The 15,438-nt window shown below is 65.4% G+C and carries 15 protein-coding genes; 6 read left to right on the top strand and 9 right to left on the bottom strand.

The window, feature by feature from the left end:
- Nucleotides 1–27 precede the first annotated feature (27 nt).
- Both epmA and ligA read right to left on the bottom strand, forming a co-directional pair.
- A complete protein-coding gene (gene epmA / locus ACCQ16_RS08005; RefSeq protein WP_277572902.1) occupies nucleotides 28–990 on the bottom strand; it encodes an EF-P lysine aminoacylase EpmA in 963 nt (320 codons plus the stop codon).
- Nucleotides 987–3,488 (bottom strand): NAD-dependent DNA ligase LigA, encoded by a 2,502-nt coding sequence (gene ligA, locus ACCQ16_RS08000; protein ID WP_218495621.1) that lies wholly within the window; start codon nucleotides 3,486–3,488, stop codon nucleotides 987–989. The genes epmA and ligA overlap by 4 nt, the downstream gene beginning before the upstream one ends.
- A 339-nt stretch (nucleotides 3,489–3,827) precedes the next feature.
- Between ligA and ACCQ16_RS07995 the strand changes: the two genes are divergently transcribed.
- On the top strand, nucleotides 3,828–4,952 hold the full coding sequence (locus ACCQ16_RS07995; protein WP_031422051.1) for a pyridoxal phosphate-dependent aminotransferase: 1,125 nt from the start codon (nucleotides 3,828–3,830) through the stop codon (nucleotides 4,950–4,952).
- 181 nt (nucleotides 4,953–5,133) lie between these two features.
- On the opposite strand, the gene ACCQ16_RS07990 is transcribed toward ACCQ16_RS07995, so the two are convergent.
- The 7 genes from ACCQ16_RS07990 to ACCQ16_RS07960 form a co-directional block, all read right to left on the bottom strand.
- Nucleotides 5,134–5,517: a hypothetical protein gene (locus ACCQ16_RS07990; protein WP_014089859.1), complete on the bottom strand. Its 384-nt coding sequence runs from the start codon at nucleotides 5,515–5,517 to the stop codon at nucleotides 5,134–5,136.
- Nucleotides 5,518–5,523: 6 nt separating this feature from the next.
- On the bottom strand, nucleotides 5,524–6,255 hold the full coding sequence (zipA, locus tag ACCQ16_RS07985; protein ID WP_372380249.1) for a cell division protein ZipA: 732 nt from the start codon (nucleotides 6,253–6,255) through the stop codon (nucleotides 5,524–5,526).
- Nucleotides 6,256–6,311: 56 nt separating this feature from the next.
- Entirely contained in the window at nucleotides 6,312–9,815 is a 3,504-nt protein-coding gene (gene smc / locus ACCQ16_RS07980; protein WP_011347026.1) for a chromosome segregation protein SMC, read from the bottom strand.
- Between the two features lie 209 nt (nucleotides 9,816–10,024).
- Entirely contained in the window at nucleotides 10,025–10,474 is a 450-nt protein-coding gene (rplI, locus tag ACCQ16_RS07975; RefSeq protein ID WP_003485864.1) for a 50S ribosomal protein L9, read from the bottom strand.
- A 284-nt stretch (nucleotides 10,475–10,758) separates the two neighbouring features.
- Complete coding sequence (gene rpsR / locus ACCQ16_RS07970) at nucleotides 10,759–10,989, bottom strand: 30S ribosomal protein S18 (RefSeq protein WP_002804494.1); 231 nt, start codon at nucleotides 10,987–10,989, stop codon at nucleotides 10,759–10,761.
- Nucleotides 10,990–11,000: 11 nt separating this feature from the next.
- On the bottom strand, nucleotides 11,001–11,432 hold the full coding sequence (gene rpsF, locus ACCQ16_RS07965; protein ID WP_003485869.1) for a 30S ribosomal protein S6: 432 nt from the start codon (nucleotides 11,430–11,432) through the stop codon (nucleotides 11,001–11,003).
- A 408-nt stretch (nucleotides 11,433–11,840) separates the two neighbouring features.
- Nucleotides 11,841–12,179 carry a HesB/IscA family protein gene (locus tag ACCQ16_RS07960; RefSeq protein WP_007966300.1) on the bottom strand — a complete coding sequence of 113 codons (339 nt, stop codon included), beginning with the start codon at nucleotides 12,177–12,179 and terminating at the stop codon, nucleotides 11,841–11,843.
- Nucleotides 12,180–12,383: 204 nt separating this feature from the next.
- On the opposite strand from ACCQ16_RS07960, the gene asnS reads away from it, so the two are divergent.
- The 5 genes from asnS to ACCQ16_RS07935 are packed head-to-tail and all read left to right on the top strand — an operon-like array spanning nucleotide 12,384 to nucleotide 15,299.
- Nucleotides 12,384–13,778: an asparagine--tRNA ligase gene (gene asnS / locus ACCQ16_RS07955; RefSeq protein ID WP_011347025.1), complete on the top strand. Its 1,395-nt coding sequence runs from the start codon at nucleotides 12,384–12,386 to the stop codon at nucleotides 13,776–13,778.
- A gap of 1 nt (nucleotide 13,779) precedes the next feature.
- On the top strand, nucleotides 13,780–14,037 hold the full coding sequence (locus ACCQ16_RS07950) for a hypothetical protein (protein ID WP_029819147.1): 258 nt from the start codon (nucleotides 13,780–13,782) through the stop codon (nucleotides 14,035–14,037).
- Nucleotides 14,034–14,339: a hypothetical protein gene (locus ACCQ16_RS07945; RefSeq protein ID WP_029819146.1), complete on the top strand. Its 306-nt coding sequence runs from the start codon at nucleotides 14,034–14,036 to the stop codon at nucleotides 14,337–14,339. The genes ACCQ16_RS07950 and ACCQ16_RS07945 overlap by 4 nt, the downstream gene beginning before the upstream one ends.
- Entirely contained in the window at nucleotides 14,336–14,662 is a 327-nt protein-coding gene (locus ACCQ16_RS07940) for a type 2 periplasmic-binding domain-containing protein (protein WP_014089854.1), read from the top strand. Before ACCQ16_RS07945 ends, ACCQ16_RS07940 begins: the two co-directional genes overlap by 4 nt.
- 1 nt (nucleotide 14,663) lies before the next feature.
- Nucleotides 14,664–15,299, top strand: coding sequence for an FMN-binding negative transcriptional regulator (locus ACCQ16_RS07935; protein WP_277572901.1), 636 nt, complete (start codon nucleotides 14,664–14,666; stop codon nucleotides 15,297–15,299).
- The last annotated feature ends 139 nt before the right edge of the window (nucleotides 15,300–15,438 follow it).

Below are 15,438 nucleotides of genomic sequence, written 5' to 3'. Positions count from 1 at the left end.
ATACGGCGCCGATGACAGCCAGATGACTCAGGCGCGGGCGAAGTCGAACGCCAGCACGTCGGCGATCTGCGTCGTGCCGCGCAAGGCCATCAACAGGCGATCCACGCCCACCGCCACACCGGCGCAGTTAGGCAACTGCGACAACACCGCCAGCAGGCGCTCGTCCAGCGGCAGCTGCGGCAATCCACGTGCCGCACGCAAGGCGTTGTCGCGCACGAAGCGCGCACGCTGCTCCTGCGCATCGTTCAGTTCGTGATAGCCATTGGCCACCTCGAAACTGCCCAGATACAGCTCGAAGCGCTCGGCGACCGGCGGGTCGTCGTGGCGGATCCGCGCCAACGCACACTGACTGGCCGGCCAATCGTGCACCACCGTCAGAGTGTCGGCGGCAAAGCCCGGCTGGATGCGATGGGTCATCAGCAGGTCCAGCCAATCGTCGCGGGTCAGACCCACAGGATCGATCGCCACGTCATGCAAGGCAGCGCGTAGCGTTTCGATCGGGTCGCACAATGGGTCGATGCCCAGCGCCTGCACAAAGAGCGCGCGATACGTCAGCACCTGCACCCTCGCCTGGCGTCCGACCAGCGCCAGCGCGCGACGCACCAGTTCGATCGTCTCCTGCGCCAGGCTGCGATCGTTCCAGCCCACCCGATACCATTCGAGCATGCTGAACTCGGGGTTGTGACGGCCACCGGCTTCGCCGTTGCGAAACACCCGTCCCAGTTCGTAGCAATCGCCCAGGCCGGCGGCAAGCAGGCGTTTGAGCGGATACTCCGGCGAGGTACGCAACCAGCGCAGCGGCGCGCCGGCATCGACATGGCCGGTGAAGCGCGTACTGAAACTTTCGATATTCGGTTCTGTATTGCCGGCCTCCGAAAGCACCGGCGTTTCCACTTCCAGCACGCCGCGTTCGGCGAAGAAGTCGCGGATCGTGGCGTTGAGCCGCGCCCGCAACTGCAGCGCGGCCAGATCCAACTGCGCCGTGCTCACGGCTGTTGGCCGTGGTCGCCCAGGAAGGCCAGCAGACGCGCTTCGTCCCAGATCTCCACGCCCAGCGACTGCGCCTTGTCGAGCTTGGAACCGGCTTCTTCGCCGGCCACCAGAAATGCCGTCTTCTTGGAGACGCTACCGGCGACCTTGGCGCCCAATGCTTCGAGCCGCTGCTTGGCCGCATCGCGTGTCAGCGCAGCCAGGGTCCCGGTGATGACCACGGTCTGGCCATCGAGCGGGCCGGTCTGCAGCGCATCGGCTTGGGGCAGACGCGCCAGCACGGTTTCCATCGCCTGCTGCGCCGCATTCGCGAGCGCAGTGTTTTCGGGGCGATCCAGCCATTGCAGCAACGCGGCCACCACGGGTGCCGGAACGCCGGCTTGCTGCAAGGCATCGGCACCGGCCGTGCGCAACGCAGCGAACGAATCCACCGCCGCGGCAAGCTGCTGCGCACGCACCGGCGTCACCTTGGGAATGTCCATGTCTTCCAACACGCTGGCAAAACTCAGCGCCTCGCGCAGCTTGGGCGAAGGTGGATGCGTATCGCCGATGCGCACGCCACGCTGCAGCAGGTCATCGATGGCCTGCTGATTGCCGGCCTGATCGAAGAAGTGCCCAAGCGAACGCGCCACTTCGCCGCCGATGTCCGGCACGCGTTTGAACAGCGGCCACGGCAGATGCCGGATCAATTCCAGGTCGCCGAACCAGGCCGACAACGCCTTGGCCGTGCTTTCGCCCACATGCTCGATACCCAGCGCAAACAGGAAACGCTCCAGCGTGGTGTCGCGCGATGTTTCGATCGCCTCGATCAGATTCTCCGCCCACTTGGTGGCGATCTTCTTGCGGTTCCAGTCGAAGCGCGGCAAGCCTGCGCGCAGCAGATCGGCCTGCCAGGTCTGCGGCACGTCGCGCTCGCCCGCCAGGTCCACGCCGATGCCGACCACGCTGGTTTCCAGCTGCGCATATGCGCCGCTGGCCAGATGCTCGCGCGCCTCGCGCAAGAACGCGTGCGGACTCTCGGCCGTGCTGATCAGGCGCAATTGCAGCAGCTGATCCACGCTTAGCAGATACAGGTCGGCCACGCCTTTCACCAGGCCACTGTCGACCAGCACTTCGATGAATTTTTCGCCCAGGCCGTCCACATCCATCGCGCGCCGCGAGACAAAATGCCGGAACGCCTCCTTGCGCTGCGCCGGGCAGGTCAACTCGCCGGAACAGCGCCAGACCGCCTGACCTTCTTCGCGCACGATCTGCGAACCGCACACCGGGCATTGCGTCGGCATCTGCCAGGCCTGGGTACCGGGCGGGCGCTGGTCGGCCACCACAGCGGCCACTTCAGGAATGACGTCCCCGGCGCGGCGCACGATCACCGTGTCGCCCACGCGCACATCCAGCCGCGCGATCTGGTCGGCATTGTGCAGCGTGGCATTGGTGACGATCACCCCGGCCACATGCACCGGCTTCAGGCGCGCCACCGGCGTGGCCGCACCGGTGCGGCCGATCTGGATCTCGATCGCCTCGACCGTGGTGGACTGCTCCTGTGCGGGGAACTTGTGCGCAATCGCCCAACGCGGCGCGCGCGAGACGAAGCCCATTTCCCGTTGCCCGGCCAGATCGTCGAGCTTGTACACCACGCCATCGATATCGAAGGCCAGCCCATCGCGTGCGGCACCGATGCGCTGGTAATACGCCAGCAGACCATCGCTGCCCTGCACCACCTCGACCAGCGCGCTGACCGGAAAGCCCCACGCACGCAGTTGCGCCAGGATCGCCGAATGGGTCTGCGGCAATGCGCCTTCGCTCACTTCGCCGACGCCGTAGGCAAAGAAGCTCAGCGGGCGCTGCGCGGTGATGCGCGCATCCAGCTGGCGCAGCGAGCCGGCCGCGCCATTGCGCGGGTTGGCCAGCACCTTGCCGCCCTGCGCACGCATCTGTGCGTTGTAGGCTTCGAACGCGGCGCGCGGCATATAGACCTCGCCGCGCACTTCCAGCACCTGCGGCCAGCCCTCGCCGCGCAGCCGCAATGGAATCGCCTTGACGGTGCGCAGGTTGGCGCTGACATCCTCGCCGGTGGCGCCATCGCCGCGCGTGGCGCCCTGCACGAACTCGCCATTCTCGTAGCGCAGGCTGATCGCCAGGCCATCGAGCTTGGGTTCGGCCGAAAACAGCGGTTGCTTGACCTCCAGCCGCTCGCTGATGCGCCGCACGAACTCGGTCACTTCCTCCTCGCTGAACGCATTGCCCAACGACAGCATCGGCAAGGCATGCCGCACTTCGGCAAATCGCGAGGCGGCCAGATGGCCGACGCGCTGGGTTGGCGAATCGGCACTGGCCAATTCCGGGTGCGCGCGCTCCAAGGCCTCCAGCTCGCGCATCAACTTGTCGTAATCGGCGTCGGCCATCTGCGGCTCGTCGAGCACGTGATACCGGTAGTTGGCGTCTTCGATGCGACGGCGCAGGGCATCGATGCGCTGAGCGGGATCCGGGCTGGCAGTCATACGATCGCAAGGCTGGCTCTGGGCCGCCTATTCTAACGGGCCATGCCGATGCCAAGGTCAGCGGTGTGGGTGCCGTTCGCGATGATTGAGCGATGCCTGCGATGGATGAAGTCGTTTGCGTCGATGCGCACCGGGCGCCAGCACCCATTCGCATCCGGGCTGGACAACGGGCCCGGCAGGAGCACGGCCATTACAGCCAGCCACCGTCACGCCACCTGTCTCTGCCGTCCAACGCCTGCAAGCATGCGTCGAACAGTTTTATGGCAATTCCCCGATAGGCAGATAGACACAAACCCGCTAGCGTGGCGCCCTCTTTGCCCGCCGCCTATGGAGTTCGCCGTGTCGTTGCCCGTCTCGCGCCGTTCGTTTCTCAGCCTCGCTACCACCGGCGTGGCGGTTTCCGCACTGGGGCTGGCACCCGCAGCCGAAGCGGCCCGCAAGCGCGCCGCGGCGCCGGCAACGCCGGGCGTGGCCGCGGCGGCCGGCACGGTCTACCTCAACCTCAACGAGCATCCGCTCGGGCCTGCCCCGGCCGCCTTGGACGCTGCCACCCGTTCGCTGGCACGCTCGGGCCGCTACCTGCTCGAGATGGAGCAGGATCTGCGTAACCTGATGACCGGCGAGCTGCAGCTGCCCAACGATCATCTGTCGTTATTCCCCGGGTCGCGGGACGCGCTGAACCGTGCCGGCAGCCTGTTCACGTCCGCGCGTGCAGGGCTGGTGGTGGCCGACCCGAGCTTCGACCCGTTGATCGAAAGCGCCACCGCCCGCGGCGTGGCCGTACGCAAGGTGCCGCTGCGTGCCGATGGCGCGCATGACGTCAAGGCGATGGCCAAGGCCGACCCGACTGCCGGCATGCTGTATCTGTGCAACCCCGGCAACGCCACCGGCGCCATCACCCCGCGCGCCGACATCGAATGGTTGCTGGCCAACAAACCGGCCAGCGCCGTGCTGGTGGTCGACGAGGCGTACATCCACTACAGCAACGAGCCCTCGGTGGCCGATCTGGTGCGTCAGCGCCAGGATCTGATCGTGCTGCGCAGCTTCTCCAAGCTCTACGGCATGGCCGGCCTGCGCCTGGGCGCCGCCCTGGCCCCGCCCGGCCTGCAGACCAAACTTGCCGCTTTCGGCAGCAACCCGGTGTCGGTTCCGGCAATGGCCGCCGGTATCGCCAGCCTGCGCGACCCGCTGCTGGTGCAGACCCGCCGCGCCGAGAACGCCCGCGTGCGCGAGGAGACCATCGCCTGGCTCAAGGGCAAGGGCTACACCTGCCTGCCCTCGCAAGCCAACTGCTTCCTGCTGGACGTCAAACGCGATGCGAGCGTGTTCGCCGATTCGATGCAAAAGCAGGGCGTCATCGTCGGCCGCAGCTGGCCGATCTGGCCCAAGCGCGTGCGCGTCAGCGTGGGGACCGAAGCGGAAATGCTGCGCTTCCGCGAGGCATTCGGGAAAGCCAAGCGTTGAGCACTCAGCACTGAGTGGTAGATCCTTCTCCCTGGGGACATTGTCCTCCTTCATGGGGGAGAAGGTGCTCCGAAGGGGTGGATGAGGATGCGAGCGACGCCTGGCGTTGTCCGGCTGCACGAGGGCTTCGCCCCGTACCCGCACCCCACCCCCTCTCCCGCAGGAGAGGGGCTTTAAGTTCCTAGCGATCCAATCCATCAGGCTCCGGTGCGCGCAGCGTGCGGCGGATCCACAGATAGCTGATGACGAAGGTCAGCGCCATCGAGCCGGCGTTCCACAACAGCAGCTCGTGCAGTAGCGGCGGGCCTTGCAGGATGTGCAGGTAATAGCGGCGATCCAGCAGCGCGATGGCGTGCGGCATGAACACGCTGACGAAAGGCGTCGGCACCGGCGCGACCAGCAACGTGATCGCGGCAGCAAAGCCCACGACCACCCAGGGCGAATGTCGCGGCCTTTTGCGCAGACGCGCGGCGATCCTGGTGAAGATCCACAACAACGGCATCGCCAAGATCGCCCACAGCACCAGCAGCAACGCCACCGCCAACACGCCCCGCAGGCTCAACATGTCAACTCACCAGCGCGGCGACTTGGTCAGCGGCGGTGCCTGGTGCTGGCGATCGTAGGCGCGCAGTTCGTCGCGGATATGCGCAACACGCTGGCGGCCCAACGCATTGCGGCTGTCGTCCAACACCACGCCATCCAGCAGCTCGGCCATGCGCTGCACGGTGGGCAGCATTTTTTCCCAGGCGTCGAGCGCAGTCATCGGTGCCGGCAGCGTGAGGAAGAACGCAATCGCCGGCGTCTGCATCTCGCGGATGTTGGCCATGTCGAAACTGCCGGGCTTGAGGATGCTGGCCATGCTGAAGATCGGCCCGCGCTCCGGGTAGCCTTCCACCAAGCGGTGGAACACGTTCATGTGGCCGAACACCAGCCCGGTCTTCTCTGCGGCCACCACCACATCTTCGCCGCGCAACACCTGGCCCGCCTTGGCGGCCACGAACAACGACACGATCTTGTCGAAATCCTGGTTCGGGCGCTTGCCGACCTCGTTGCCGCCGGAAGCATCCTGCCCTTCCAGGTTGAGCTCGCTCTGCTCGACGCCTTCTGCGCGTTCTGCAGCGTCACCCTCCACACCAAACTCGCTGGAAATCACCGGCTCGCGCCGTTCGCGCTGCTGGCCTTCGTCCTTGTCGACCCGGCGCCCTTGCGGCGATTTCTTCGGGCGACCAAACAGGAAGATGGCCGCGACCAGCAGCAGTCCAGCGATCAGGATCCCGATCCGGATCATGGCCATGTCGGACATTCAGCGTGCCTCCGCATAAGAGTGACAGGTGTCGTTATTCCAACAAGCATGGCACGTCATGCCGCACCCGCCAAACGTGCGGCCTCTTCCAGGTCCACGCTGACCAGACGGCTGACGCCCGGCTCGCGCATGGTCACGCCGGAGAGCTGGCGCGCGGCTTCCATCGTGGCCTTGTTGTGGCTGACGAACAGGAACTGCACCTTTTCGCTCATCTCGCGCACCATGTTGGCAAGACGGCCGACATTGGCTTCGTCCAGGGGCGCGTCCACTTCGTCGAGCAGGCAGAACGGCGCCGGGTTGAGCTGGAAGATCGCAAACACCAGCGCCACCGCAGTCATCGCCTTCTCGCCGCCGGAGAGCAGCGAAATGCTCGACACGCGCTTGCCCGGCGGGCGCGCCATGATGGTGACGCCGGTGTCGAGCAGGTCTTCGCCGGTGAGTTCCAGATACGCATGGCCGCCGCCGAACAGGCGCGGGTACAGCGCCTGCACGCCGGAGTTGACGCGGTCGAAGGTATCCTTGAAGCGGCCGCGGGTCTCGCGATCGATCTTGCGAATGGCTTCTTCCAGCGTTTCCAGCGCGGTGTTGAGATCCAGGTTCTGCGCGTCCAGGTATTCGGAGCGTTGCGCGGCCTCGCCGTATTCCTGGATGGCGGCCAGGTTCACCGGCTCCAGGCGACGCATGCGCGCGTCGATCTGGCCAACGGCCGCTTCCCATTCGGCCACGTTGGCCGCCTCGGGCAACCCGTTGACCACGTCTTCCAGCACGAAGCCCGCCTTGACCACCGCCGCTTCCAGTTGCTCGGCATTGAGCACCAGCGCCTGTTGATCGAGCTTGCGTTGCGAAATGCGCTCGCGCTGCGCCAGCGCTTGTTCGTCGCGTTGTTGGCGGGTCTGTTCGAAGCTGCGCAGCTCGCTGTCGATGCTGTCGAGCAGGGTGCGCGCTTCGCCCAGCGCGCGCTCGGTGCGCACGCGTTCGCTCAACGCGGCCTGATGTTCGTGTTCCAGTGTTTCCACCGGCGAATCGCCTTCGCTCAGCTGGGCGACCAGATCTTCCAGGCGCGTATCGAGCTGCCCGCGCTGGCTGTCCATGCGTTCCAGGGTCTGGCTCAGCGATGCGATCTGGGTGCGTTGCGACTCCAGCGTCAGCGCCAATGCATGCATCGCATCGCGCACGCCGCGCGCGGCATCGCGCGCCTGATCGCGTGCATCGGTGAGTTGACGGCGCTCGCTTTCCAGCGCTTCGCGCGTACCCTGCAGATCGCCCATCAAGGTGACCGCATCTTCGAGTTTTGCGCGCGCCTCGCGGGCCTGCTCGCGGCTGGTGTCCAGCGTTTCCAGCAGTTGCGCCAATTCGGTTTCGATGCGCTCGATGCGCGTGCGCGCCGCCTCGACCTTGCCCTGCTGACTCTGCAATTGCCCGGCCAGTTCGGAAACGCTGCGGTGCGCCATGTACAGCTGGCGCTGCGCGTCTTCGCGCTGCTGCTCTGCCGCCAGCGATTGTTCGCGAAAGCTGGAGAGCTGATGTTCAAGCTCGGCTTCGCGCTCCTGCAAGGTTTCGATCTGCGTACGCAGTTCTTGAATCTCGCGCTCACGCAGCAACGCGCCCTGCTTGGCCGCGCCCGAGCGCGAGACGCGCACCCAACCCTCGCCCAGCCGCTCGCCAGTGCGGGTGATCACCGAATCGCCTTCGGGCAGGCTGCGTTGCAGCGTGCGCGCAGCGTCCAGATCCTCGGCGGTGTGCAGACGCGCAAGCAGGCGACGGATCGCGATCGGCCCCTGCACCTTGGCAGCCAGCGAGGTCGGCGCGAAGCTCGCATTGTCAGTGGCACTGGACACCAGCGCGATGCGACCATCGCCCAACTCGCCCAGCGCGTCGACCAGTTGCTCCGGCGCCTCCACCAGCACGCCTTCGATCAACTGCCCCAAGGCGCCTTCGACTGCATTTTCCCAGCCGCTCTCGACGCTGATGCGCTCGCCCACGCGCGCGGCCGAATCCAGTCCGCGCGACTTCAGCCAGGCCACTGCGGCTCCCTGCTCCTGGCCGAGCGCGGCCTGCTGCAGGGTTTCCAGCGACGACAACCGACCACGCGCGGCCTGCGCCTGTTTGCGCACTTCGGCCAGTTCGCCCTGGCTGGCGCGTTGCTGTTCCTGCAGCCCGGCGAGCGCGTGCTTGCGCGCCTCGACCTGCTCGGTCAGGCCGTCCAGCGAGGTCTTCTGGGTTTCATGGCGCAGTTCGATCTGCTCGAACGCCTCGGCCAATGCGTCCAGGTCCAGCCCGGCACGCTCGTTGACCAGTGCTTCGCGGCGGCGGTCGGCTTCCAGTGCCTGGCGGTCCAGATAATCGACGCGCGTGCGCTCCACTTCACCGGCACGCGAGGCTTCGCCGGTGTCGCGGTTATGGGTTTCCCAGCGCTGCTGCCAGTCGGCCAGCCGCGCTTCGGCTTCGCGTAGCGACTCCTGGCGGAATTCGTGGTCTTCGCGCAGTTGCTCCAGTTGCGGTTCGGCGGCGGCGACCGCTTCGCGCAGCACGCTCAATTTGGCCGAGTCGCCGCTGATGTGCTGGGTCAATTCCTGCAGCTGGCTTTGCGCCTCATCGCGCGCCTTGTGCAAGCGATGCGAGAGTTCGCGTTGGTGCTGGATCTGCTGCTCGATACGCGCCAACGCGCCACCGACCTGGTACACGTCGGCTTGTGCCTTGGCCACCGCTTCGGCGGCTTCTTCGCGGCGCACGCGGCCGGTCTCGATGCGTGCTTCGGCATCGCGTTGCTCGGCAATCAATTGTTGCAGGCGTGTCTCTTCCTGATTCAACTTCTCGCGCAGGCCCTGCAACCGACCATCCAGACCGCGGTATTCCAGCGCCTTCCACTCGGCGTCCTTGATCCGGCGCTCTTCCTGCAATGCCTGGTATTGCTCGGCCTGCCGCGCCTGGCGCTGCAGATGCGCCAGCTGCTTGGTGATTTCTTCGCGCAGGTCGCTCAGACGATCGAGGTTTTCGCGCGTATGCCGAATACGCGTCTCGGTTTCCTTGCGGCGCTCCTTGTACTTGGAAATGCCGGCGGCTTCTTCCAGATAGACGCGCAGGTCTTCCGGGCGCGCTTCGATGATCTGGCTGATCATGCCCTGCTCGATGATCGAGTAGCTGCGCGGCCCAAGGCCGGTGCCCAGGAACAGATCGGTGATGTCGCGGCGCCGGCACTTGGTGCCATTGAGGTAGTAGGCGCTATTGCCGTCGCGGCTGACCAGGCGCTTGACCGAGATCTCGTTGAACGAGGCGAACTCGCCACTGATGGTGTGGTCGGAGTTGTCGAAGATCAGCTCCACCGTCGCCTGCGATACCGGCTTGCGCGCCGAAGAGCCGGAAAAGATCACGTCGGTCAGCGAATCGCCGCGCAGGCGGCTGGCCGAGCTTTCGCCCATCACCCAGCGCACCGCGTCGATGATGTTGGACTTGCCGCAACCATTGGGGCCGACGATGCCGGTCATGTTGGTGGGCAGGTGCAAGGTGGTCGGGTCGACGAACGACTTGAAACCGGACAGCTTGATCGTGGACAGGCGCATGGGGGCTGGAGATTCCGGGCACCGCGCGGACGAGGCCGGCAGGTACTTTTCCTGTGAAGCCAGCGCCCAAGCCCTTGATCCATAAGATCCGCGGGCCGTGGAACCGGCAATGGGGCATGAGTATAACGGGCATGCCAGCGCTGGCGGCGGCGCCCCAAAAACGAAGGGCGCCTAACAAGGCGCCCTTCGGGTGACACATGTGGCCTGGATCAGGCGTCGGATTCGACGATGACCTTGACCGTGGTTTCCACATCTGCGTGCAGGTGCAGCACAACGTCGTATTCGCCGACATTGCGGAATGCGCCTTCGCCCAGGATCACTTCGCTCTTTTCCAGCGGCAGGCCGGCGGCGGTGAACGCCTCGGCGATGTCGCGCGGGCCAACCGAGCCGTACAGCTTGCCTTCGGTCGATGCATGCGCACCGATGGTGACGCTGGCGCCCTCGAACTTGGTGGCGCGGCTCTGTGCCTCGGCCAGGATGCTGTTGGCCTTGGCTTCGTACTCGGCGCGCTTGGTTTCGAACGCTTCAACGTTGGCAGCGGTAGCCGGCACGGCCTTGCCCTGCGGCACGAGGAAGTTGCGGCCGTAACCCGGCTTGACGCTGACCTTGTCGCCCAGGTTGCCCAGGTTGGTCACTTTCTGCAGAAGAATCAGATCCATGGTGTTACTCCGTTATTCGTTAGCGCCGGCATGTGGAGGGCGCAACGGGTGCTGTCCGAATAGGAGAAGCCGGGAATCGGGATTGGGGAATCGGGAATCGTAAAGCCCCGACTGACACTGCACACCGAACCACCAGCCTCTATCAATTTAATAACCCGCACATGGACGTGTGGCCTCTTGTGAGGGACCCACATACAACCTGCCGGTTTTGCCTGTGACCCACACAAACCCGTGCGGGTCGTGCGCAAGGAGCCGCAACAATGCGGACTCCTGCGCGGAACTGCTTAGACGTCGTGGTTGTCCGTGTACGGGATCAGCGCCAGGAAACGTGCGCGCTTGACGGCCGTGGCCAGCTGGCGCTGGTACTTGGACTTGGTACCGGTCACGCGGCTCGGCACGATCTTGCCGTTCTCGGTGAGGTACTGACGCAGGGTGTTGAGATCCTTGTAGTCGATCTCTTTGACGCCCTCGGCGGTGAACTTGCAGAACTTGCGACGACGGAAGAACTTGGACATGACAGCGCTCCTTAAGCGGCTTCGGCGTTGTCGCCGTCGTTATCGTTGGCGGCGGGCGCTTCGCCCTCTTCGTCGTCACGACGACGACGCTCGCTACGCTCGGGCTTGTCGCCCTTCTCGTCCTTGCTCTTCATGATCAGCGACTGCTCGGTGTCGGCGCCATCGCGCTTGACGACCAGGTGACGCAGCACCGCATCGTTGAAGCGGAAGCTTTCCACCAGCTCGCTCAGCACGGCCTGGTCGACTTCGATGTTGAGCAGCACGTAGTGCGCCTTCACCAGGTTCTGGATCGGGTAGGCCAGCTGACGACGGCCCCAGTCTTCCAGGCGGTGGATGGTGCCGTTACCGCCCTCGATCAGCGACTTGTAGCGCTCGATCATGGCCGGGACCTGCTCACTCTGGTCCGGATGGACCAGGAACACGACTTCGTAATGACGACTCATGTTGTTTTACCTTTCGGATGTGGCCACGTGGGCCGGACAGCTCCCCGGTGGTCCGCGCAAGCGGCCGGTGGAGCAAGGGTTCCCGCCCGGAATCGGGCAGGAAGCAGGAAAGTATGGCAGATCAGATGCTTAGCCGCAACAGACCGGGCAAGGGGTACTTTCAAAGCCCCTCTCCTGCCGGGGCTCCAAGGCGCGGTCTGCGCGCCACTGGCGCGCGTGGCTTGGAGCGGCCGCGCTGCAAGCGCGGGCTGGGGCGCAGAGCGGGGGTTGGGGTGAGGATACGGGGCAAAGCCATTCGTGTCGTTCAACCACGCGAAGCTTCGCCCGTACCCTCATCAGACCCTTTTTGGGGCAGCCTCTCCCGGTGGGAGAAGGAAACACTCCAGCGCCGCTTGGCTCAGGTCGCGCTCAGCGATGCTCGTCCGCGGTGGTGAAGCTCTCCCCGCAGCCGCATTCGGCCGTGGCGTTGGGATTGCTGAAGGTGAAGGTCTCGCTTAGGCCGTGCTTGCCGAAGTCGATGCAGGTGCCATCCACCAGCGGCAGGCTGGCAGGGTCGACGAAGATGCGTACCCCGCCCTGCTCGAAGACCGCGTCGTCGTCGCGCGCCTCGCGTGCCAGGTCGGTGACGTGGCCCCAGCCGGAACAACCGGTCTTGGTCACGCCAAAGCGCAGACCCAACGCACCCGGGGTCTGCTGCACGAAACGCTGCACGCGCTCCAGCGCGGCGGGGGTGAGGCTGACGGCCATGAGGGCACTCCGAAACAGTGGTGGCAAGTATAGCGAGGCCGCAACAACCGGGCAGAACGCTGAGTGGCGGCGTCCGCAACAGATGGGGGCAGCCTGCGCCTGCGACAAGCGCCGCCGTCGGCACGCGGTTCAGATGCTCGCGCCGGCGCGGCCGCAGCCAGTAAACTCGCAGGCCATTCAAGGTCGCTACGGCGAGGAACAGTCATGACGGTGGTCAGCGTTGAACATGCGCTTGCGGGAAAGCTCCCGGAAGGCGGCGAAGTCACGGTACGGGGGTGGGTGCGCACCTTGCGCGGATCTGCCGGACTGGCCTTCATCAACGTGACCGACGGCTCGTGCTTCGCTCCGATCCAGGTGGTGGCCAACGACACCCTACCTAATTTCGACGAGATCAAGCGGCTGACCAGCGGCTGCTCGCTGATCGCCAAGGGCGTACTGGTGAAATCGCAGGGCAAGGGTCAGTCGTTCGAGATCCAGGCTAGCGGCGTGGAGATCGTCGGTTGGGTCGAAGACCCGTTGACGTACCCGATCCAGCCCAAGCCGATGACGCCGGAATTCCTGCGTGAAGTGGCGCATCTGCGCCCGCGCACCAACCTGTTCGGTGCGGTGACCCGCATCCGCAACTGCCTGGCGCAGGCGGTGCACCGCTTCTTCCATCAGAACGGCTTCAACTGGATCAGCACGCCGATCATTACCACCTCCGATGCCGAAGGTGCCGGGCAGATGTTCCGCGTCTCCACGCTGGACATGGTCAACCTGCCACGCGATGCCAGCGGCAATGTGGATTTCAGCCGCGATTTCTTCGGCAAGGAAACCTTTCTGACCGTGTCCGGCCAGCTCAACGTGGAGGCGTACTGCCTGGCGCTGAGCAAGGTCTACACCTTCGGCCCGACCTTCCGTGCCGAGAACAGCCACACCACGCGCCATCTGGCCGAGTTTTGGATGATCGAGCCGGAAATCGCCTTTGCCGATCTTGCCGAAGACGCACGCCTGGCTGAGCAGTTCCTCAAATATCTGTTCCGCGCGGTGCTCGATGAGCGTGGCGACGACCTGGCGTTCCTGGCCGAGCGCGTGGACAAGAACGCAATCACCAAGCTCGAAGCGTTCATCAATGCACCGTTCGAGCAGATCGACTACACCGAGGCGGTAAAGCTGCTGCAGAACTCCGGCAAGAAGTTCGATTTCCCGGTGGAATGGGGCCTGGACCTGCAGACCGAGCACGAGCGCTGGCTCACCGAAGAACACATCGGCCGCCCGGTGGTGGTGACCAATTACCCCGAGCACATCAAGGCGTTCTACATGCGCTTGAACGATGACGGCAAGACCGTTGCGGCGATGGACGTGCTGGCGCCGGGCATCGGCGAAATCATCGGCGGCAGCCAGCGTGAAGAACGCCTGGACGTGCTGGACGCGCGCATGGCGCAGTTCGGCCTGGATAAGGAGCACTACAGCTGGTATCGCGATTTCCGTCGCTACGGCTCGGTGCCGCATGCCGGCTTCGGTCTGGGCTTCGAGCGGCTGGTGGTGTACGTGTGCGGGTTGAGCAACATCCGCGACGCGATCCCCTACCCGCGTGCGCCAGGCAGCGCGGAGTTCTGAGGTGAGCTTGCCGGCCGCCGTCCCCCTGCTGCAATCGCTGGCCTTCTGGCTAGCGGCGATCATGGCCGGGCTGACGGCGGTACGGAGCGTGTTGCTGGCGCGGCTGGCAGCGCGCCAACTGGAGCCGCAACGCTGGTGGCAGACCGACGCCGCGCGCGCCGCAACCCGGCATGCCACCGGTCCAATGCGTTGGTCCATCGCCGCGTTGGTCATCGGCGCGACACTCCCCAAACTCGCACTCCTGCTGGCGGCCACATGACCCTGTTCTTCGCACTGTGTTTTGTGGGTGTCGCCGTCGCCGGGTTGACCGCGCTGCTGATCTTCTGGCCGCTGACCCTGGTGCACATGCGCGACCGCCACCCGGAGGCATTGGCCAGCTTCGGCGACCCGGCCTTCATCAGCCCTGTGGCGTTGCGCTGGTTATTGGCGCGCCGTTACCGCAGCTACCGCGACACTGCACTGTCCGGTCTGGCCACACCCGCCTGGCTCTCGCTGCTCACCATCTTTTTCGGCCTGGGCATGGCGGTCCTGCTCGGCCTGCTTTCCAAGGTAATGCAATGACTACTTACGAAGACACCCTGCAGGGCGCCCGCGACTCCTGGTGGCTGGCCACGATCGGCCGCACGCTGATCTGGGCGCGCCTGCGCGTCAACGAAGCCGGCACCGCCGAGGTACTGGACAGCGACGGCAAGACGCTGCCCTACGACAGCGAAGATAGCGCACGCGCAGCCTTGTTCGACGCCGAATTCGTGGCACTGGATGGGCTGGACGAGGAAGACGCACTCATCCGCGGCTTTTCGCTGCATGAAGTCTCGCCGCCCCAAGGTAACGACGATGCCGAGCTGCGTGCGCGCATGGTCGTGAACATGGGCGGCCGCGCCTGACATGTACGCCCCGCGCGCATTTGCGCAGACCGATCTGGCCTTGCTGGACTGGCTGTTCGCGCGCGATGCGTTCGTCACCCTGATCAGCCAGGACGAGGGCGGGCAGCCGGCGATCTCGCACCTGCCGGTGCTGTATCAGCGCGATGGCCAGGATGTCGTGATCGAAGGCCATTGGGCACGCCCCAATCCGCAGGCGCGCACTGCTGGCGACGCGGTCATGGTGTTGCAGGGCCCGCATGCCTATGTCTCGCCCACCTGGTACCTGGACAAGGACGCAGCTGCGCGTGTGCCCACCTGGAACTACGCCGTTGCGCACCTGCATGGACGCTGCAACCAGGTGAGCGATGAAGACGCGCTGGGCAGTTTGATTGCGCGCATGAGCGCGCACTTCGAGCAACGCGTGGGCAGCGATTGGCAGTTCGAAATGGAGCGCGACAGTCATCGCCGGCAATTGCGCGGCCTGGTCGGCTTCCGCTTCGTTCCAAGCCGCATCGAGCTCACCTTCAAGCTGAGCCAGAACCATCCGGCCGGCAATCAACGCAGTGTCGCCCAGTTCCTGACGCAGCAAGCCGACCAAGACGCGCACGCCATCGCGGCATTGATGCAGGCGGCGCTGGACGCCGATAAGACGCGCTGAGGCAGCCGTATTCGTACCCCGAACGGCTAGTCACCAAACGGCTGGGGCGCGTCGGCCACACTGCGGCCGACGCCTGCATCGGCCCGCGCACAGGTCATTGCAGGTGTCCCCACTTCGCAAGGAATTGCCCTTCGCGACG

It is taken from the genome of Xanthomonas sp. NCPPB 1062, from assembly GCF_041481705.2.
Classification (GTDB): Bacteria; Pseudomonadota; Gammaproteobacteria; order Xanthomonadales; family Xanthomonadaceae; genus Xanthomonas; species Xanthomonas euvesicatoria.
The sequence above is the reverse complement of the archived record's forward strand: the minus strand, read 5'-3'. Positions and strand labels throughout refer to the sequence as shown.